The following is an 18,936-nucleotide window of genomic DNA, read 5'->3' as shown; positions in this document are numbered from 1 at the left end:
CGTTGCGCTGGAGTTACATCCAGGCCCACCCCTTGCCTTTCCGGATCGTCCGTGTTCGGATTAGTTTTGTCCGGGCGCAGCCCATGGACCTGCTGCGATGGCGGGATGGCTGTGCTCCGCATGCCCGGAGATCGACTGGACCGATGCCGGCCTCGTCGCGGAGGAGGCATCCGAGATCACACGGAGGAGCCTTGGCGGCGAGCCAGGTGAGTCAGTCGTTCCACGTCACGATCGTCGGCGGTGGCCTCGGCGGGCTGACCGCCGCGCTGTCCCTGCGGCAGCGCGGCCTGCGGGTCACGGTCCTGGAACAGGCCCCCGACCTGGGCGAGGTCGGCGCCGGCATCCAGACCGCGCCGAACGCCAGCCGCATCCTGCTCGGGCTCGGGCTGCGGGCCGCCCTCGAGGAGATCCACACCGAGCCCCTCGACCAGGTGCGCCGCCGCTGGCAGGACGGCAGCGTGATCGGCCTGACCCCGCTGGGCGAGTTCTGCAAGCGCGAGTACAACGCCCCCTACTGGCACTACCACCGCGCCGACCTGCACAAGGTGCTGCTCGACGCGTGCATGGCCGAGGACCGGCCCGGCCCCGTGGTGGACGTGCGCACCGGCAGCACGTTCGTGTCGATCGACCGGAGCGACCCGGCCCGGCCCACCGCGGTCACCGCCGCGGGGGAGCGGTACGCATCGGACGTCCTGATCGGCGCGGACGGCATCCGGTCCCAGGTACGCGAGGCGCTCGGCCTGCCGGCCAATCTGGTCTTCTCCGGCGAGATGGCCTACCGCGTGCTCATTCCGGGAGACAAGATCGCCGCGGATCCGGCGACGCGCTGGCTGGTGGACCGCTTCCAGAGCACCATCTGGTACGGCCCCGACCGGCATCTGGTCCACTACATGATCCGCGGCGGGGAGTGGCTCAACGTCGTCGCCATCGTGCCCTGCTCGCCCGAGGTGCGGGAGCGCTGGACCGTACCCGCCACGGTGGACGAGCTGATCGACGCCTTCCCCGGCTGGGACGACCGGGTCGCCGCGATGCTCTCCAAGGCCGACGGCGACATCTCCGCGTGGGCCATGTACCACCGCCGCCGCGACCCGGTGTGGGTGGACGGCCACGTGGCCCTGCTCGGCGACGCCTGCCACGCCATGCTGCCCTACCAGGCGCAGGGCGCCTCACAGGCGATGGAGGACGCGGCCGTGCTCGCGGAGGAGCTCGGCGCCGTCCCCGTCGAGGGGATCCGGGCCGCCCTCATTCGGTATGTGGCGCGCCGCGCCAAGCACGCCGGGATGGTGCAGGACGCCGCCTGGCGCAACATGGCCTTCTACCACCTGCCCGACGGGCCTGAGCAGCGGGCACGCGACGAGAAACTCAAGCGGTTCGACGGCGAGTCCGACGTCTCCTACCAGTGGCTGTGGCGTGGCACCCCGCTGAACGACCCCGACGAAGAAACCTTCTCCTACCAGTTCCACAACTGACCGGGCCTCCGGAACCGCCGGTCCGGCCACCCTCAGGGATGCGCGCCCAACCGCGCTCCCGTCCCCCAATACCTCACATCGGGTGGAAAACCATGAAAACAGGAGACCAGATCGTCCAGGACCTGCCGTGGAAGTGGCCGGTCCAAGGCCGGATCTTCATCATCGGCGGCCTCGGCTACATGTTCGACGCCTGGGACGTCGCGCTCAACGGGTTCCTCACGCCACTGCTCGGCACCGAGTTCGGCCTGTCGGTCGCCGAGAGGGGCCTGGTGGCGACCGCCAACCTCATCGGCATGGCGGTCGGCGCGGTCATGTGGGGCACGATCGCCGACCGGGTGGGCCGCAAGCGGGCCTTCAGCCTGACCCTGCTCATCTTCGCGCTCTTCTCCGTCGTCGGCGCCCTGGCCCCCACCTACGGCGTCTTCCTGGCCTTCCGCTTCCTGGCCGGAGTGGGTCTCGGCGGCTGCATCCCCGTCGACTACGCGCTGGTGGGAGAGTTCTCGCCGAGCCGGCTGCGCGGCAAGATCCTGGCCGCCATGGACGTCTGGTGGCCGGTCGGCGCGACGCTGTGCGGCGTGGTCGCCACCGTGCTGTCGCCGGTGCAGGGCAACTGGCGCTGGATGCTCGCCGTGATGATCCTGCCCGCGCTGCTGCTCTTCTGGGTCCGCCGCGGCATTCCCGAATCGCCCCTCTACCTGGCCAAGAACGGCCGTGAGCAGGAGGCGCGCGCGGTCATCGACGACCTGGTCGCCAGGACCGGCGCCGCCGCGGAGCCGTACGTCATCGAGGCCCCGGCCACCGAAGCGGCCGGCTCGGGGAAGATGCGGGCCGCGCTCGGCCAGCTCCGCCAGGTCTGGAGCTTCAGCCCGCGGGTGACCTCCGTCGCCTGGCTGCTGTTCATCACCGTGATGACCACCTACTACGTGGCGCTGAGCTGGATGCCCACGATCCTCAAGGCGGGGGGCTACAGCGACTACGCGGCCTTCGCCAGGACCACCCTGATGAGCGCGGTGGGCATCATCGGTGTGCTCGTCTCCGCCTGGTTGATCGAGGCCGTCGGCCGCAAGTGGGTGATCGGGGTGTCGGCGCCGCTGGCCGCGGCCGCAATGGTCGCCTTCGCGGCGTCCCTCGACATCAGGTCCGCCGCACTGGTGTGGCTGGGCGCCTTCGGCTTCCTCATCCAGGTCGCCATCCCGGTGCTGTACGCCTACATCGCCGAGCTCTACCCGACCCGCATCCGGGCCAGCGGGTTCGGCTGGGCCTCCTCGGCCAGCCGGGTGGCCTCCGGCTTTATCCCGCTGATCTTCGGCAGCCTGCTCTGGCCCACGCTGGGCCTGACCATGACCTTCGTCGTGCTCGGCGTCGTGGTGCTGGCGGTCGTGCTGTGGATGGCCGTCGCCGCGCCGGAGACCAAGGGCCGGAAGCTGGACCACATCATCGAGCCCACCGGTGACGCGGTGCCCATGGGGACGTGATGAAACCCGCTCCGTTCACCTACCACCGCGCCCGGGACGTCGGCGGAGCGGTCTCCCTGCTCACCGAACTGGGCGAGGACGCCAAATACCTCGCGGGCGGCCAGAGCCTGGTCGCGATGATGAACTTCCGCCTCGCCCGCCCCTCCCACCTGGTCGACCTCGGCGGCCTGCGCGGCGAGCTCGCCTACATCCGCGACGAGGGCGGCATGCTGCGGCTGGGGGCGCTGACCACCCACCACCAGGTGGAGAACGCGCCCCTCGGCCCCGGCTTCGCCGTGCTCCGCGAGGCGATGAGCTGGATCGGGCACCTGCCCATCCGCACGCGCGGCACGGTCGGCGGCAGCCTCGCCCACGGCGAGGCCACCGCCGAGTGGTGCCTGCTCGCCGTCCTGCTGGGCGCCGAGGTCGTCGTCCAGGGGGCGGCCGGGCTCCGCCTGATCCCGGCGGAAGAGCTGTTCCGCGGCTTCTTCACCACGGCGCTGGAGCCGGCGGAAATGATCGTCGAGGTCGTCTTCCCGCGCCCCGCCCCGCACGCCGCGCTGACCGAGTTCGCCCAGCGGCGGGGGGACTACGCCACCGTGGCCGCCGCCGTCGACCTGGACGCCGAGCGCGTCGTGCTGGGCGGGGTGGCCCCCGTGCCGGTGCGGGTCCCGGAGGCGGAGGCGGTGCTCGCGCGCGGCGGCACGTTCGCCGAATGCGCCGAGGCCGCCGCCGCGGCCGTCGACCCGCCGAGCGACTACCACAGGGCCCTCACCAGGACCCTGATCATCCAGTCCTGCGAGGAGGCGATGCTGCGATGAGCTGGGTAGGGAGATCGGTCGCCAGGCGGGAGGACCCGCGGCTGCTGACCGGGAACGGGAGGTTCGTCGACGACCTCCACCTTCCCGGCATGCTGCACGCGCAGTTCGTCCGCAGCACGATCGCCCACGGGGCGGTGACCGGCGTCGATCTGTCGGCGACGCTGGCCGTGCCGGGAGTCGTCGCCGCGTTCACCGCCGAGGATCTGCCGATCGGGGACGTCACGGCCGTCCTCGACCGGCCTGCCTCGGAGTTCGTGCCGACCGCGATGCCCGTACTCGCCCGCGACCGGGTCCGCTTCGTCGGCGAGCCGATCGCCGTCGTGCTCGCCGCGGACCCGTACTCCGCGGAGGACGGCCTGGAGGCCGCCAGGGTGACCTACCAGGCCGACCCGCCGGTGCTCTCGGAGGAGCAGGCGCTCGCTCCCGGCGCGCCGCTCGTGCACGCCGCGGCGGCCGCCAACACGCTGGTGGACGTGTCGATGTTCGCCACCGAGGGCATCGACGACATCTTCGCCGCGGCCCCTCACGTGGTGCGCGTGCGGTCCAGGACGGGCCGGCAGAACGCGCTGCCGCTGGAGACCAGGGGCGTCCTCGCGACCTGGGACCCGCGCGCGGAACAGCTCCTGGTGCAGACCTGCACCCAGGTCCCGCACCAGGTCCGCACGGTGCTGGCCGAGTGCCTCGGCCTCGGCGAGCGGGCCGTCCGGGTGGTGGTGCCCGACATGGGCGGCGGCTTCGGGCAGAAGTGCGTCGTCGGCCGCGAGGAGATCGCCGCGGCGGCCGCCGCCCTGCGGCTGCGCCGTCCGGTGAAGTGGATCGAGGACCGTCGCGACGCGCTCACCGCCTCGTTCCTGGCCCGCGAGCAGCGCTACGACGTACGCGCCGCGTTCGACGAACAGGGCACGATCCTCGCCCTGGACGCCGACGTGGTGTGCGACATGGGCGCCTACTCCTGCTACCCGTTCACCGCCGGGATCGAGCCGCTGATGGCGTCGGCGGAGCTGCCTGGCGTCTACCGGGTGCCCGCCTACCGGGTGCGCGGCCGGGCCGTCACCACCAACAAGGCGCCGTCGGCGCCGTACCGGGGCGTCAGCAGGCCCCAGATCGTCATGGTCATGGAACGGGTCTTCGAGCGGGCCGCCCGCGAGCTGGAGCTCGACCCGGTGGAGATCCGGCGGCGGAACCTGATCACCGAGTTCCCCTACACCGGGATCAACGACGTCACCTACGATCCGGGCTCCTACCTGGAATCCCTGAACCTCTGCGAGCGGATCCTCCGGGACGAGGGCTGGTACGAGCGCAAGGAGCGGGCGGCCGCGGACGGACGCTTCCTCGGCATCGGTTACTCCTGCTTCAGCGAGCGCACCGGCTACGGCTCCGGCGCGTTCGCCAAGCGCAAGATGGCCGTGGTGCCGGGCTTCGACCTCGCCGAGATCACCATGGACCTCACCGGCGCCGTGACCGTGACGACCGGGACCATGAGCCACGGGCAGAGCCACGAGACCACGCTGGCCCAGATCGTCGCCGACCGGCTCGGCCTGGACCTCGCCCAGGTCAAGATCCATCAGGGTGACACGGACCGGGTCGTCTACGGGTTCGGCACGTTCGCCAGCCGGTCGGCCACCATCGGCGGCAGCGCGGTCGCGCGGGCGGCCACCAAGCTGGCGGACCGGCTCCGGCACCTGGGCGCGTACTTCCTGGAGAGCGACGACGTCGAACTGCGCGACGGGCGCGTACGCAGGCGCGACGACCACGGGCGGGCTCTGGCGTATCGGGAGCTGGCCCGCATCGCCTACCTGAAAGCCCACCTGCTCCCCAAGGACGCCGAACCCGGCCTGACCGCGAGCGCGTCCTTCGACGTGCCCGGCGACGGCACGTTCTCCAACGCCGCCCACGGCGTGGTCGTGGAGCTGCATCCCGGCACCGGCCGGGTGGAGTTGCTGCGCTACGTCTGCGTGGAGGACTGCGGAGTCGCCATCAACCCGCAGGTCGTCGAGGGGCAGTGCCGCGGCGGCATCGCCCAGGGCATCGCCGGGGCGCTGTTCGAGGAGGTGACGTACGACGCGCAGGGCGAGCCGTCGTGCGCGAGCTTCATCGACTACAAGGTGCCCACCGCGAACGAGATCCCCGACATCGAGATCCGCCATCTGGAGACCCCGTCCGCGTTCACCGAGAGCGGGGCGAAGGGCACCGGGGAGGGTGGCACGATCGGCGCCCCCGCGGCGGTGCTCAACGCGGTCAACGACGCCCTGCGCCCCACCGGGGTGGAACTCGACGACACCCCCATCCGGCCCGAGACGGTCCAGCGCGCGATCGGAGCGCACGAATGACGGAACAACTGCTGATCAGCCTGACGGTGAACGGCGAGCGGCACGACGATCTGGTGGTGGAGTCCCGGCACACGCTGGTGGACGTGCTCCGGCACCACCTCGGCCTCACCGGCACGCACGTCGGCTGCGAGCACGGCGTCTGCGGCGCCTGCACCGTGCTGCTCGACGGCGCTCCGGCGCGCGCGTGCCTGATCTTCGCGGCCCAGGCCGAGGGCCAGGAGATCCGCACGGTCGAGTCGCTGGCCGACGGCGGCGAGCTGACCGACCTGCAGCGGGCCTTCTCCACTCACCACGGCCTGCAGTGCGGGTTCTGCACGCCCGGCTTCCTGATGCTCGCCGAGGGCTTCCTCGCCGAGCGCCCCGGCGCGACCAGGGAGGAGATCCGCGAGGTCGTGTCGGCCAACCTCTGCCGGTGCACCGGCTACCAGACCATCGTCGACGCGATAGAGGACTGCGCCCGGACACGGCGCGGCGAAGTGGGGGAACCTCGATGATCCTGGACAACGAGATCGCCGTGAACGGCTCGCCTGACGAGGTGTTCGCGCTGATCAACGACGTGGAACGGGTCGTGACCTGCCTGCCGGGCGCCGCGCTCGACGGCCGTGACGGCGACGCCTACCGCGGCGGCGTCAAGGTCAAGGTGGGCCCCATCACCGCCACGTACGCGGGGACCGTACGGTTCCTGGAGGTCGATCCCGGCCGGCGCCGCCTGCGGCTGCAGGGCAGGGGCGCCGACACCCACGGCAGCGGCGACGCCGAGGCCGAGGTCACCCTCACGGTGGCGGAGGCGCCGGGCGGCGCGGTGCTGAAGGTGCGCACCGATCTGCTGATCCGAGGCAAGATCGTCCAGTTCGGCAAGGGCGCGATCGCGGCCGTCTCCGACCAGCTGCTGCGGCAGTTCGCCGGCAACCTCGCCGCCCTGATCGAGTCCGAGCGCTCCGGCGGCCCGCAGCCCGCCACCGCGCCGGCACCGGAGCCGGTCGGGCCGGCGATGCTGGTGCCCGCCGGCGTGGCCAAGTACGCGCCCATCGCCGCCGCCTTCGCGGCCGGCCTCTTCCAGGGCTGGCTGATCGGCAAGGTCCGCGCCCAGGCCAAGCTGATCAAGGAGCTGCGTCGTGGCTGACGGCATGTACGGCCGGCGGACGGACGACACCTACGCGCACGCCGGATTCGGCGCCCCGGTGCGCCGGGGCGAGCGTCCCGCGATCGTCGTCGTGGACCTCACCAACGGCTTCACCGATCCCGCCTACCCGTCGGGATCCGATCTGTCGGAGGTGGTCGGCGCCACCGCGACGCTCATCGGGCACGGCCGCGCGGCAGGCGCGCCGGTCGTCTTCACCACGATCGCCTACACCCCGGCCGAGGCCGACGGCGAGGCGGTGACCTGGCTGCACAAGGCGCCCGGCATGCGCGCGATGCGCGAGGGGACCCCCGCCGTGGCGATCGACGAACGGCTGCCGCGCCGCGCCGGCGACGTCGTGGTGGTGAAGAAGGGGGCCTCCGCGTTCTTCGGCACCAACCTCGCCGCGGTCCTGACCGGGCTGGGCCGCGACACCGTCCTGGTCTGCGGCGCGACCACCAGCGGCTGCGTACGGGCCACGGCGGTGGACGCGGTCCAGTCGGGCTTCTCGGTGCTGGTGCCGCGCGAATGCGTCGGCGACCGCGCGCCGGGCCCGCACGAGGCGAGCCTGTTCGACATCCACGCCAAGTACGGCGACGTCATCGACCTCGCGCAGGCCCTCGACTACCTCGCTCAAGGAGTTGCCCTCGATGTCTGAACGCGCCCTCACCCAGCCGGCGCTCGCCGATCTCGCCGGCGTGCCCGCGCGCAGCCGGTGGGTCGCCGCCGGCCCGATCCGCCTGCACGCCCTCGACTACGGCGGCGACGGCGTGCCGCTGCTCGTCCTGCCCGGGATCACCAGCCCGGCGATCGCCATGGACTTCGTCGCCCGCGAGCTGACCGGCCTGGTCCGTCCGATCGTCCTGGACGTGCGGGGCCGCGGCTTGTCCGACGACGGCCCGTCGTACACGCTGGAGGACTACGCCGCCGACACCGAGGCGGTGATCACGCGGCTCGGGCTCGACGGCGCCGTGCTGCTGGGCCACTCGATGGGGGCGCGCATCGCGGGGCTGACGGCCGCCAAGGGCGAGGTCGCGCTGCGTGGCACCGTGCTCGTGGACCCACCGATGAGCGGTCCAGGGCGTGGGCCGTACCCGACCACGCTCGCCGCCTTCCAGAGCCAGCTCCAGCAGGCGCGGCGCGGGACCGACGCCGACGAGGTCGCCCGGTCCTGGCCCCGCTGGCCCCGGCGGGAGCAGGAGCTGCGGGCGCGCTGGCTGGCCAGTTGCGGCGACGAGGCCGTCGCCGCCACCCATCGGGGTTTCGAGAGCGAGGACTTCTTCGACTTCTGGCCGTCGGTGCCCGCGCCCGCCGTCCTGGTCTACGGCGCGGACAGCCCGGTGGTGACCGCCGACGGCGCGCGGGAGGCGGCCCGGGCCAACGTCGCCGCGCGCCTGGTGGAGATCCCCGGCGCGGGGCACATGGTCTTCTGGGACAACCCGCGGGGCGGCCTGGAGGCCGTCCGCGACATCCTGCGGGAGCTGGTGGCCTGAGGCGTCAGCGCCGGCCGGCCGGGCGCATCTCCGGCACGACGACGTCGCCGTCCACGACCACGGGCTCGTCGTCGAGAAAGAGGCTGCAGCCGCGCATGGGGATGTCGAAGTGGCAGGGGGTGTCGTTCGGCCCGCCCAGCTCGTTGTTGGGGCCGATGGAGAACATGACGTTGCCGTAGAACGAGCGCAGCTCCATGCCCATCCCGCCGGGGAACTGCATCAGGCCGTGCCAGTGAGCCCGCTCGTCCAGCCCCCACCCGACATGGGACATCCCGTAGCCGCGCGGGTCGCCGAACGACGTGATGTAGGACGACAGCAGGTCGGCGTCGAGGCCGCCGCGGATGTCGGTGATGAACCCCTGCTCGATGGTGAGGGTGACAGGCGTCTGCACGTAGGTGTTGAACGGAAGCAGCACGTCGCCGGGGGACAGCACGATCGTGCCGTCCACGCCGTCGTCGGCGCCTCCGGTGAAGACGAACGCGGCGGGCCAGTGATCCCAGCGTCCCGGCTGGTCGGTGTAGCCGTACTCGCTCATCGTCGGATAGACGCCGAGGCGGTAGGTGACGTCGGTCCCGGCCGGGCTGGTGATGCGCATCGTGCCCGCCTTGCTCAGCAGCTCGGCCCCGACCTCGACCCGTTCGCGCAGCTCGGGGGTGGGCATGAGGCGGGCGAGCAGCGGCGCCGGCTCGACGGCGGTGAGAATCCGGGTGCCCGCGTCCTGGATGGCGAACTGCTCCTTGCTGAACAGCAGGAACTTCAGATCGACGAGCATGTCGGCCTGCTTGAGCGCCTCCACGGCCAAGGGGTTGGCGGCCAGTTCCGACTGCCCGACCGCCCAGGCGCCCGATGCGCCCGCGGGGGCGGGGAGGCGCAGGTGGTAGGCGGCGGCTCCGAGGCGCTTGGCCGCGTAGAGGAACGCGTCGGCGTAGTCCAGGCGTTCGGCGCCCTCCGACAGGACCGCCACCGTCTCGCCCTCGTGCACGCCGCTGAGCGTGAGCTGGCGCAGGCAGATCTCGTTCAGCAGGTTCTGGTCCATCGACCCCTCCTGTTAGTCCGGACACGGACGATCCAATTAATCCGAACACGGACTAGTCGGCCGGCGCAAGGGGCGAAACGTACTTGTCACACGCCGTCGCTGAAGCGTCTCCCCCGCCGTGCCGGGCACGGCGGGGGACAGGCCCGCTCAGCAGGTGGAGTCGGTCTGGGTGAGCAGGGCGAGCTTCCAGGGCAGCTTGTTGTACTCGCCGGTGGCGTTCGGATCCATGCCCTGGTAGAGATAGCGCATCTGGCACGGGCTGATGGTGAGCGTCTGGTCCACCCCGTCGCGGATCATCTCGCCGTGGCTGATGTCCCTGGTCCAGGCCGTGCCGTCGAAGGTGACGTTGTTCGAGCGGGCGAACGGGTTGCTCTCGGTGTCGGCGAGCGGCGTCCACGTGCCGCCGATGCTCGTGGAGGTCCAAGAGCGGAAATACCGCTTGCCGTCGGAGCCGATGGCCTCGACGAGCAGCAGGTACTGGTCGGTGCCCTTGACCCTGTAGATGTTGCTGGCCTCCCACAGCCGGTACTTGTTGGAGTCCTGCAGCACGATCTGCGTGTTGGTGAAGCCGTCGGGGAAGTTCGCCACCGTGGTCTGCGACCGGTAGAGGTGGCCGTTGTCGTCGGAGGAGAACAGGTAGCAGTGGACGGTGTCGCAGATGACCCACATGTCGACCCAGTAGCCCGAGCCGATGTTCTGCCGGATGATGTCCGGCATGCTCGAGTAGAAGTGCTGCGGCGCACTCCAGGAGCGCGGGTTGCTGATGTCGGTGGTGGTCGAGTACGACGCGTTGCCGGTCTGGTAGACCAGATACCACTTGTTCTGCGGGGCGAAGTAGAACACCTGCGGCGCCGCGCGATACCCGGTGCCGATCGCGCTCTGGTCCAGGTAGTGCTGCTGCGCGGCCCCGGCCTGGGCCCAGTCGGTGAAGTTGAGGTAGACCAGGTTGTAGCCGCCCGCCGTGCTCGCGGTGCTGGCGAACACGTGCCAGCGGCCGTTGTGGAAGACCACCGACGGGTCCTTCACGGCGGCGATGCTGTGGCTCGCGTCCGACTTGGGGCCGATCAGCGGGCCGCTGGAGCGCCAGCGGAAACTGCTGGGCGGCGCGCTGGTGCCGCCGGTGGGGGTGACGGTGGGGGAGGCGGTCGGCGAGCCGGTGCAGGGCGTGCCGTTGACCGCGAAGTCGGCCGGCACCGGGTTGTCGGCGTTGTTCCAGGAGGCGTTGAAGCCGAACCCGGCGCTCGCGCCCGTGGCCAGCGAGCCGTTGTGAGCGGCGTTGGTGACGGTGACCTGGGCGCCGGACTGGGCGACGGTGCCGTTCCAGAGCTGGGTGATGGTCTGCCCGGCGGTGAACGACCAGGTCAGGCGCCAGCTCGTGAGCGGGTCGCCGAGATTGGTAACGCTAACATTGGCGCCGAAACCGCCAGGCCACTGGTTGCTCACGCTATAGGTGACGCGGCATCCGGGGGGCGGCCTGCGCGATGGGGGCGGTCAGCAGTCCGACTGCGGTGACGAGGGCGGCGAGCGCCGCGCTGATCCAGAACCGAGGGCGGGCGAGGTGCACGGTGTCCTCCCGGGAGTCCGACAGACCTGCATCACCGTCCCAGAAAGGTTTCGCCCCATCAAGCGAAAGTTTCGCCGCCCGCCGTGCTCCGGCGTGTTACCAGGAGCGTTCGCTTGATGGGGCCTCACCCGTACATGAAACTTTCGCCGCGGCTACGGCCACTCCAGCAGCACGCGCACGTCCCACGGGCCCAGGGCCAGCGGCTCGCCCGCCTCATGAGCGGTGCCCGTGAGCACGTCCCGCACCGAAGCGCCCGCCGGAACGGTCTTCTCCTCCCACGTCCAGTTGTGCAGGAACCGCAGCCGCCGCCCGTCCGCCGCCGTGGCGCCGGTCGAGGTGACGCCCACCGGCATCGCACCCCATGGGCCGGCGTCCGGCACGAGCCAGCGGAACAGCGTCGCGGCCAGGGCCGGGTTCGGGACGGTGCCGACGTAGGTGATCCGGCCCGCCCCGTGCGCCCGCGTGGTCACCGCCGCCCACTGGCCGAAATGCGGATGGTCGTAACCCGCGAGCACCTCGGCGCCCTCCGCGTGCGCACCATCGGCCCAGCGGGTGCCCGCGGCGTCCGCCGGGAGCGCCAGCGGCGAGCCCGCGGGCGCGCGCACGGGCAGGTCGGCGGCGAGGTTGCTGAACTCGTCGTACCAGACGCCGGCGGCCCCGGCGAGCCGGGCCGGCTGCACCTCGCGGCGGGCCCGCGCCTCATGATCCGCGTACGCGGTCCGCGGCCCGAGCACCAGATGCCCGCCCGCCGCGGCGTAGGCCGCCAGCCAGTCCAGCGTGGCGTCGTCGGCCGCGTACAGCCCGGCGGCCACGAGCACCGGATGCCGCGCCGCCACCTCGCCCGGCTCCGCCGCGACCGCCTGCCCGGCGTGCAGCACCCGCACCTGGAGCCCGGCCTCGAACGCGCCCCGATAGAACGGATCGAAGATCGCCAGGTAGGACCGCCGATCCGGCTCGCCGTCCGGCAGCGCCAGCGCGGGCTGGGCGGCCAGCGCCCACTTGCTCGGCATGGAGTACAGCATCGCGACATCGGCATCGGGAGTGAGGTCCGCGACCAGCGCGCCAGCCGTCTCCAGCTCGGCCCCGATGCGGGCGATCTCCCGGTAGGTGCGCCCGGGCCGGCCACTGTGCGGCAGCACGCCGCCCCAGTACGTCTCGGTGCCGAACACCAGCGTCCGCCACTGCCAGTACTCGACCATGCTCGCGCCCCGGGACACCAGCGCCCACGCGGCCTGCCGCCACTGCCCGTCGTAGGCCGGCTGGTTCACCCACGACGGCCCGATGGCCTGCGCGTTGGTCTCGGTGACCAGGAACGGCGCCTGCCGGGAGGAGAACATCCGGTCGGCGCTGAGGTAGAACGCCCACGTGTCATGGGTCGTCCAGCTCTGCGGCGAATCCGGGGCGGAGGGCACGGCGAACCCGTCCTGCATGACGTAGTACGGGTTCCCGGCGGCGACGTCCAGCCGCCGCGTCAGCTCGTCGTCGGCGATTCCGGGCCGCTCGTAGGAGATGCAGGTGGTGACGAACTGCTCCGGCCTGGCGTACTCCCGCACGATGTCGGCCTGCCAGGCGATGAACTCGGTGACCTGGTCGGCCTGGAAACGCCGCCAGGCCTGCTCGTACTGGGGCTGCGCGTTGCCGTCGGGCGTCCACAGGTCCGCCCAGGCCGACAGCCGGTGCGACCAGTAGACCAGGCCCCACTCCCGGTTGAGCGTCTCCACGTCGCCGTACCGCTCCCGCAGCCAGTCGACGAACCGCTGGAAGACGCCGTGGTTGTGCAGCAGATGGAGCCCCGGCTCGTTGTCGACCTGGAACCCGATCACCGACGGGTGATCGGCGTAGCGCTCGACGACCTTGCGGATGATCCGCTCGGCGTGGAACCGGTACGCCGGATGGGTGAAGTCCATTTCCTGGCGGGCGCCCCACCCGATGCGCGAGCCGGTGGCCCGCTCGCCGGCGATCTCCGGATACAGCCGGGCCAGCCATGGCGGCACCGCGTACGTCGGGGTGCCCAGGATGACGGAGATGCCGCGCTCGTGCGCCCCGTCCAGGGCCGGTTGCAGCCAGTCCAGGTCGAAGCGCCCGTTCTCCGGCTCCCAGGTCGACCAGACGGACTCGCCGACCCGGATCACCGAGAAGCGCGCCTCGGCCATCAGGTCCAGGTCGGTCTTCAGCAGGTCGCCGGGGTGGTATTCGGGGTAGTAGGCGGCGCCGAAGAGCACTCGCGGCACGTGTGTTCCTTTCATTGGTTGACCGCTCATTGCTTGACCCCGCCGGCGGCCAGCCCGCTCTGCCAGTAGCGCTGCAGCATCAGGAACGCCGCGACCAGCGGGACGATCGACAGCAGCGAGCCGGTGACCACCAGGGGGATGACCTCGCCGCTGCTGCCGCTGCCCACCGACGCCTGCGCGGCCCAGTTGGCCAGGCCGACGGTGACGGGGTAGAGGGAGGGGTTGTTGAGCATGATCAGGGGCAGGAAGTAGTTGTTCCAGGTGGCCACCAGCGTGAACAGCAGCACGGTGACGAAGCCCGGCGCGAGCAGCCGCATCACCACCTGCCAGAAGATCCGGAACTCGCCGGCGCCGTCGATGCGGGCGGCCTCCAGCAGGCTGTCCGGCACCGCGTCCGCCGCGTACACCCGCATGAGGTAGAGCCCGAACGGGTTGACCAGCGACGGCAGGATGATCGCCCACGGCGTGTTGACCAGGCCGATCTGCGCGAAGATCAGGTACGTCGGGATGGCCAGCGCCGTGCTCGGCACCATGATCGCCCCCAGCACCAGGCCGAAGAGCGCCTTGTTGCCGCGGAAGGGGAACTTGGCGAACCCGTACCCGCCGAGCGCGGCCAGCAGCGCCGCCCCGCCCGCGCTCACCACGGCGTAGATCACGGTGTTGAGCAGCCAGCGGCCGTAGACGCCGCCGTCGGCGGTGAACACCCGCTGGATGTTGCCCGGCAGTGCGAAGTCGCGGCCGAACCACAGCCCGAAGCTGGAGAACAGGTCGCCGGTGGTCTTGGTCGAAGCCACGACCAGCCAGAACAGCGGGAGCAGGAAATAGATGAGGAACGCGAGCATGCCGAGCGTGAGCACGGGGCTGCGCCGGCGGCCCGCGGCGTTGCCGGTCACCGCCCGGGGGACCGCCTTCACCGGCGGCGTCGCGGTGGTGGTGGTCATGTCCGCCTCCTGGTGACGGCGAGCTGGACGGTGTAGGACACCACGACGATGACGATCCCCAGCAGGAACGACACCGCCGCCGCGTAGTTCACGTCCTGGCTGGTGAAGGCCAGGGAGTAGGCGTACAGGTTGGGGGTGTAGGCGCTGTCGATGACGTTCGGGGCCAGCCGTTGCAGCAGCTGCGGCTCGTTGAACAGCTGGAAGCTGCCGATGACCGAGAAGATCAGGGTCAGCAGCAGGGCCGGGCGGAGCGCGGGGATCTTCACGCTCCAGGCGGTCCGCCAGGCCCCGGCGCCGTCGACCGCCGCGGCCTCGAACAGCTCCGACGGGATGGCCCGCAGCGCCGCGTACAGGATGATCATGTTGTAGCCGGTGAACTCCCAGGAGACGATGTTGGCGATGGAGCCGAGCATCAGGTCCTCGCCGAGCAGGTTCGGCGCCGGCAGGCCCAGCGCCTCGGTGAGCTGGGTGATCGGGCCGAAGTCCTGGCCGTACAGGTAGCCCCACATCAGCGCGGCCACCACGCTCGGCACCGCGTACGGGAGGAAGATGCCGAGCCGGATGAACCGCGACAGCCACAGCATCCCGCTGTCCAGGGCGAGCGCGAACACCAGCGCCAGCAGCAGCATGATCGGCACCTGGACCAAGAAGAACCCGGCCACCCGCAGCACGCCGTCGAGCAGCCGCTCGTCGGTGAGCGCCCGGACGTAGTTGTCGAGCCCGGCGAAGGTGACGCCGCCGATCAGCTGCTCCCTGAACAGGCTCAGGTAGCCGGCGTAGGCCAGCGGCACCACCAGCATGGCGACGAACACGATCAGGAACGGCGCCACGAAGAGGTAACCGATCCTGGCCCTGCGCGTGTTCACGGCCTCACTCCTCCAGGCGACGGCACTCCCTCGCGGGTTCATTTGGCGACCTTGAAGCCCTGCTGCTCGGCGTACGTGGTGATGCGTTGCTGCCACTGGTCCAGCGCGGCCGACGGGTCGCTCTTGTCGGCGAGCGACTTGCCCACGGTCTCGTCCCAGTCGCTGACGGTCTGGTCCAGGAACGGCGGCCAGGTGAAGTCGGTGGAGACGGTGTCGCTGATGCCGGCGAAGAGCTGGTTGACCTGCTGCCCGCCGTAGAACTCCGGCTTGTCCTCGACGAAGGACTTGTCAGTCAGCAGTTCCTTGGTCGGCGGGAACAGGAACTGCTCGCTCGCCATCATCTTTGTCGACTCGGGGTCGGTGTTGAGGAACTCGGCGAACTTGGCCGCGGCGATGGGATTTTTGGTCGACTTGATGACGGCGCTGGTGGAACCGCCCCAGTTGCCGGACTTGTTCTCACCGGCCGCCCACTGCGGCAGCGGCGCGGCCCGCCACTTACCGCTGGTGTCCTTGGCGTTGCCGGCCAGGAAGACCGGGCCCCAGGCTGCGGTCAGCCAGGTGGCGTACTTGCCCTTGTTGAGCGCCTGATACCACTGGTCGGTGAAGTCGGTGTCGGTGGAGATGACGCCTTCCTTGGCCAGCCCGCCCCAGTAGCTCGCGAGCTTCTTGGTGGTCGCGTCGTTGACGTTGACCGAGATCTGGTCGGCGCTCTGCATCTGGAACGGCTTTCCGCCGGCCTGCCACAGCAGGCCCATCCAGGCGCCGTTCTGGTTAGGGGCGAGGTTGGTCAGGTAGACGTCCGGGTCGGCCTCGTGCAGCTTCCTGGCCGCGGCGGCGAACTCGTCCCACGTCTTGGGCGGCTGGATGCCGTGCTTGTCGAAGATGTCCTTGCGGTAGAGCATGCCCATCGGCCCGGTGTCCTGCGGGATCGCCCACACCTCGCCGTTCTTGCCGCTCACCTGGCCCCACGTCCAGCCGACGAACTTGTCCTTCAGCGCCTCGGCCCCGTACGGCCGCAGGTCCATCAGGTCGTTGGTGATGGTGAAGGTCGGGATGTACTGGAACTCGATCTGCACGACGTCCGGCGCGCCGCTGCCCGCCTTCAGCGCGGTCCGCAGCTTGGTGTACTGCGGTTCGCCCCGGCCCGCGTTGACCACGTTGACCTTGATGGCGGGGTACTTCTTCTCGAACAGCGCCACCTCCTTCTGGATGTCCGGGACCCAGGTCCAGAAAGTGAGCTCGGTAGGCGTCTGCATGGCCTTGTCGATGTCGGCCTGGCTGACGGCGCTCGGAGGCTTGCCCGCCGCCTGCTGCTGGGTTCCGGCACCGCCGGCGCAGCCGGCGAGGAAGAGGGTGGCGGCGGCCGCGGCGGCCAGCCATCGGGTCGGTGTCTTGATCATGCTTTCTCCTTGGGGGGTGCGGTAGACCGGCGCACCACGAGGTGCGCGGGGAGGTCGTCGTGGGTCGCCGGGCCGGCGCCGCGCTCGATCCGATCGATGAGGAGTGCCAAACCGTGCGCGGCGGTCGCCGCGAAGTCCTGGCGGATGGTGGTCAGCGGCGGGGACAGGTACGCCGCGGACGGGATGTCGTCCACCCCGACCACGCTCACCTGCGCGGGCACCGCGCGGCCGGCCTCGGCCAGGGCGCGCAGCACGCCGATCGCCATGTCGTCATTGGCCACGAACACCGCCGTGACCTCCGGATCCGCCGCGAGGATCCGCCCCGCGGCGTATCCGGACGCGGGGGACCAGTCGCCCTCGAGCGGCGGCGGCTCGGGGACGCCCGCGGCGGCCAGCGCCTGCCGCCAGCCGCGCGCCCGGTCCCGCGCCGCCCACCACCGGCTCGGTCCCGCTAAGTGCCAGACGGTGGCGTGCCCCAGGCCGAGCAGGTGCTCGGTCGCCACCCGGCCGGCAGCCACGCCGGACTCTCCCGTGATCACCACATGCGGCCCGTTCAGGCCGGGGAACTCGCCGAAGCTGAGCACCGGGACGTCCGTGTCGATCCGCAGCGCCTGGCCCTCGTCGATCGGCTCGGACAGCACGATGCCGTCCACGCCCTGCTCCAGCAGGGATTCGACGGCCTTGACGATGCCGCCGGGCTCGCCTTCGAGGGTGTGGACGACGCTGAGCGCGTACCCGATATCCCTGGCCCGCCGCTCCAGCGCGACGAGCAGGGAGGCCGGGCCGTAAAGGGGGGTGCCGAGCGAGGCCACCCCGATGCGGTGGAAGCGGCCCAGGTTGAGCGCGCGGGCGGCGGTGTTGCGCCGGTATCCCAGCTCGCGCGCCGCCGCCAGCACCCGCTCCCGGACCTCGGCGCTGACATAGGGCTCGCCGTTCAGCACCCGGGAGACGGTCTTCTGCGACACGCCCGCGTGCCGCGCGACGTCGGTGCTGCGCGGGGGACGGCGCCTGGGCTCGGACATCATGGGGGGCTCCTCTGACTACGTAGTCAGACAGACGTTGGCTCTCTGACTACGTAGTCAGGGAGGTGTGCCATAACCCTCCATTTCGGGCATGCCACTTGTCAAGGGGGTGTTTCCGCGATGTTTCTCGAGCGGGCCCGGCCCATCCGATCCGGCCCCCGGGGCCACGAGACGGCTGTACGGGGGCGTCGCCGGCACGTCATGAGCGGCTTTGGGCCCGGACCAAAACCTCGCCGGCTTCCGTCCGGTAGTACAGCACCGACCTCCCGGCCCGGCGGCGCCGCACCAGGTGAGCGTCGAGCAGCACCTTCAGGTGGCGGCCTACCGACCCCAGACCCTGCCCGGTCAGCGCCACGAGCTGAGTGGTGCTTTTCGGCGTGTCGAGGAGGACGAGAACTCCAGCCCGCGCGGGCCCCAGCAGCCTGCCCAGCGCCTCGGGCACCGGCGCCCGGCCCGCTTCGGCCAGCACACCCGAGCACGGGTAGATCACGGCGTACAGGTGGGGCTCATCCCACGTGACCCAGGCATGGCCGGGGGTGACCGGGATGAACAGCAGCCGGGCGCCGGAGATCTCCCGTGGCGGGTAGTCGTAGGCGTTGATCTGCAGGCGGCTGTCACCCAGCCAGCGCATGCCGGGGCGCAGGTCCTGCAGAGCCGCGGCCCAGCCGCCCTGGCTGAGCTGGGCCGTGCGGGAGACGATGTCGGCCTCGATGACGCGGCGACGGCGCGGCCAGTCGGGCAGCACGGTCCGTGTCCACACCCACTCCAGCAAGTCAGCGATGCGTTCGGGAAGATCGGAGCGGTTGAGCTCGGCGGGGAGCGAACCACGCATGGACACGGCCACATCCGCGCGAGCGACCTCCGGCGGTGTCCGGCGGATGCGGTCCAGTTCTTCGGCGAAGGTGCGCTCGTCCGCGGTAGGTGGGGGTGTGCAGAAGTCGGCGATCCACTCGTGCCCCAGCGCGGCCCGCACGAGCAGCGCGGTGATGGGGTCGAGCCGCTCGCGGTAGGCGGGCAGATGGGTGGAGAGCCACACCTTTTCCGCTGGGTGCGCGGCCGTCCCGGCCGCCAGGGCGATCAGGCTCGCGGTGGCTTCGGCCAGCGGCGAGACAACGAACCTGCTGCCCGCCAGCGTGTCGGCGTTGAGCTGCCACCACCCCATGTTTCGCCTCCTGGCGAAACTGTAACG

The 18,936-nt window shown here is 71.1% G+C and carries 16 protein-coding genes; 8 read left to right on the top strand and 8 right to left on the bottom strand.

Features of this window, described 5'->3' with window-relative positions:
* Positions 1–191: 191 nt before the first annotated feature.
* From ACTMTI_RS19955 to ACTMTI_RS19920, 8 genes are all read left to right on the top strand, one after another.
* Positions 192–1,469, top strand: a complete 1,278-nt coding sequence (locus tag ACTMTI_RS19955; RefSeq protein ID WP_441121909.1) for an FAD-dependent oxidoreductase — start codon at positions 192–194, stop codon at positions 1,467–1,469.
* A gap of 92 nt (positions 1,470–1,561) precedes the next feature.
* On the top strand, positions 1,562–2,944 hold the full coding sequence (locus tag ACTMTI_RS19950; RefSeq protein ID WP_441121908.1) for an MFS transporter: 1,383 nt from the start codon (positions 1,562–1,564) through the stop codon (positions 2,942–2,944).
* Positions 2,944–3,744 carry an FAD binding domain-containing protein gene (locus tag ACTMTI_RS19945; RefSeq protein ID WP_441121906.1) on the top strand — a complete coding sequence of 267 codons (801 nt, stop codon included), beginning with the start codon at positions 2,944–2,946 and terminating at the stop codon, positions 3,742–3,744. The genes ACTMTI_RS19950 and ACTMTI_RS19945 overlap by 1 nt, the downstream gene beginning before the upstream one ends.
* Positions 3,741–6,074 carry a xanthine dehydrogenase family protein molybdopterin-binding subunit gene (locus ACTMTI_RS19940; protein WP_441121905.1) on the top strand — a complete coding sequence of 778 codons (2,334 nt, stop codon included), beginning with the start codon at positions 3,741–3,743 and terminating at the stop codon, positions 6,072–6,074. The genes ACTMTI_RS19945 and ACTMTI_RS19940 overlap by 4 nt, the downstream gene beginning before the upstream one ends.
* Positions 6,071–6,568 (top strand): (2Fe-2S)-binding protein, encoded by a 498-nt coding sequence (locus ACTMTI_RS19935; RefSeq protein ID WP_441121904.1) that lies wholly within the window; start codon positions 6,071–6,073, stop codon positions 6,566–6,568. The genes ACTMTI_RS19940 and ACTMTI_RS19935 overlap by 4 nt, the downstream gene beginning before the upstream one ends.
* Entirely contained in the window at positions 6,565–7,197 is a 633-nt protein-coding gene (locus tag ACTMTI_RS19930; RefSeq protein ID WP_441121903.1) for an SRPBCC family protein, read from the top strand. The genes ACTMTI_RS19935 and ACTMTI_RS19930 overlap by 4 nt, the downstream gene beginning before the upstream one ends.
* Positions 7,190–7,852 carry an isochorismatase family protein gene (locus ACTMTI_RS19925; protein ID WP_441121902.1) on the top strand — a complete coding sequence of 221 codons (663 nt, stop codon included), beginning with the start codon at positions 7,190–7,192 and terminating at the stop codon, positions 7,850–7,852. Before ACTMTI_RS19930 ends, ACTMTI_RS19925 begins: the two co-directional genes overlap by 8 nt.
* Positions 7,845–8,687, top strand: coding sequence for an alpha/beta fold hydrolase (locus ACTMTI_RS19920; RefSeq protein ID WP_441121901.1), 843 nt, complete (start codon positions 7,845–7,847; stop codon positions 8,685–8,687). The genes ACTMTI_RS19925 and ACTMTI_RS19920 overlap by 8 nt, the downstream gene beginning before the upstream one ends.
* A 4-nt stretch (positions 8,688–8,691) precedes the next feature.
* Here the strand turns inward: ACTMTI_RS19920 and ACTMTI_RS19915 are convergent, their stop codons facing one another.
* From ACTMTI_RS19915 to ACTMTI_RS19880, 8 genes are all read right to left on the bottom strand, one after another.
* Positions 8,692–9,723: a leucyl aminopeptidase gene (locus tag ACTMTI_RS19915; RefSeq protein ID WP_441121900.1), complete on the bottom strand. Its 1,032-nt coding sequence runs from the start codon at positions 9,721–9,723 to the stop codon at positions 8,692–8,694.
* A gap of 147 nt (positions 9,724–9,870) precedes the next feature.
* Complete coding sequence (locus ACTMTI_RS19910) at positions 9,871–11,166, bottom strand: non-reducing end alpha-L-arabinofuranosidase family hydrolase (protein WP_441121899.1); 1,296 nt, start codon at positions 11,164–11,166, stop codon at positions 9,871–9,873.
* Positions 11,167–11,439: 273 nt separating this feature from the next.
* Positions 11,440–13,518 (bottom strand): beta-galactosidase, encoded by a 2,079-nt coding sequence (locus tag ACTMTI_RS19905; RefSeq protein ID WP_441121898.1) that lies wholly within the window; start codon positions 13,516–13,518, stop codon positions 11,440–11,442.
* Positions 13,519–13,544: 26 nt separating this feature from the next.
* Positions 13,545–14,459 (bottom strand): carbohydrate ABC transporter permease, encoded by a 915-nt coding sequence (locus ACTMTI_RS19900; protein WP_441121897.1) that lies wholly within the window; start codon positions 14,457–14,459, stop codon positions 13,545–13,547.
* Entirely contained in the window at positions 14,456–15,325 is an 870-nt protein-coding gene (locus ACTMTI_RS19895; protein WP_441121896.1) for a carbohydrate ABC transporter permease, read from the bottom strand. Before ACTMTI_RS19895 ends, ACTMTI_RS19900 begins: the two co-directional genes overlap by 4 nt.
* A gap of 38 nt (positions 15,326–15,363) precedes the next feature.
* The gene (locus ACTMTI_RS19890; RefSeq protein WP_441121895.1) at positions 15,364–16,725 is read right to left on the bottom strand and encodes an ABC transporter substrate-binding protein; all 1,362 of its coding nucleotides are present in this window, start codon (positions 16,723–16,725) and stop codon (positions 15,364–15,366) included.
* The gene (locus tag ACTMTI_RS19885; protein ID WP_441121894.1) at positions 16,722–17,750 is read right to left on the bottom strand and encodes a LacI family DNA-binding transcriptional regulator; all 1,029 of its coding nucleotides are present in this window, start codon (positions 17,748–17,750) and stop codon (positions 16,722–16,724) included. The genes ACTMTI_RS19890 and ACTMTI_RS19885 overlap by 4 nt, the downstream gene beginning before the upstream one ends.
* Positions 17,751–17,946: 196 nt before the next feature.
* Entirely contained in the window at positions 17,947–18,909 is a 963-nt protein-coding gene (locus ACTMTI_RS19880) for a transcriptional regulator (protein ID WP_441121893.1), read from the bottom strand.
* Between the last annotated feature and the right edge of the window lie 27 nt (positions 18,910–18,936).

Source organism: Nonomuraea sp. H19, assembly GCF_052068215.1.
Taxonomy (GTDB): Bacteria; Actinomycetota; Actinomycetes; order Streptosporangiales; family Streptosporangiaceae; genus Nonomuraea.
Note: the sequence above shows the minus strand (reverse complement) of the source record. Positions and strands in the feature narration are given on the sequence as shown.

Coding starts and splice junctions, on each gene's coding strand:
- ACTMTI_RS19950 (WP_441121908.1), top strand. CDS start 1,562: ATGAAAACAGGAGACCAGATCGTCCAGGACCTGCCGTGGAAGTGGCCG.
- ACTMTI_RS19945 (WP_441121906.1), top strand. CDS start 2,944: ATGAAACCCGCTCCGTTCACCTACCACCGCGCCCGGGACGTCGGCGGA.
- ACTMTI_RS19940 (WP_441121905.1), top strand. CDS start 3,741: ATGAGCTGGGTAGGGAGATCGGTCGCCAGGCGGGAGGACCCGCGGCTG.
- ACTMTI_RS19935 (WP_441121904.1), top strand. CDS start 6,071: ATGACGGAACAACTGCTGATCAGCCTGACGGTGAACGGCGAGCGGCAC.
- ACTMTI_RS19930 (WP_441121903.1), top strand. CDS start 6,565: ATGATCCTGGACAACGAGATCGCCGTGAACGGCTCGCCTGACGAGGTG.
- ACTMTI_RS19920 (WP_441121901.1), top strand. CDS start 7,845: ATGTCTGAACGCGCCCTCACCCAGCCGGCGCTCGCCGATCTCGCCGGC.
- ACTMTI_RS19915 (WP_441121900.1), bottom strand. CDS start 9,723: ATGGACCAGAACCTGCTGAACGAGATCTGCCTGCGCCAGCTCACGCTC.
- ACTMTI_RS19900 (WP_441121897.1), bottom strand. CDS start 14,459: ATGACCACCACCACCGCGACGCCGCCGGTGAAGGCGGTCCCCCGGGCG.
- ACTMTI_RS19890 (WP_441121895.1), bottom strand. CDS start 16,725: ATGATCAAGACACCGACCCGATGGCTGGCCGCCGCGGCCGCCGCCACC.
- ACTMTI_RS19885 (WP_441121894.1), bottom strand. CDS start 17,750: ATGATGTCCGAGCCCAGGCGCCGTCCCCCGCGCAGCACCGACGTCGCG.
- ACTMTI_RS19880 (WP_441121893.1), bottom strand. CDS start 18,909: ATGGGGTGGTGGCAGCTCAACGCCGACACGCTGGCGGGCAGCAGGTTC.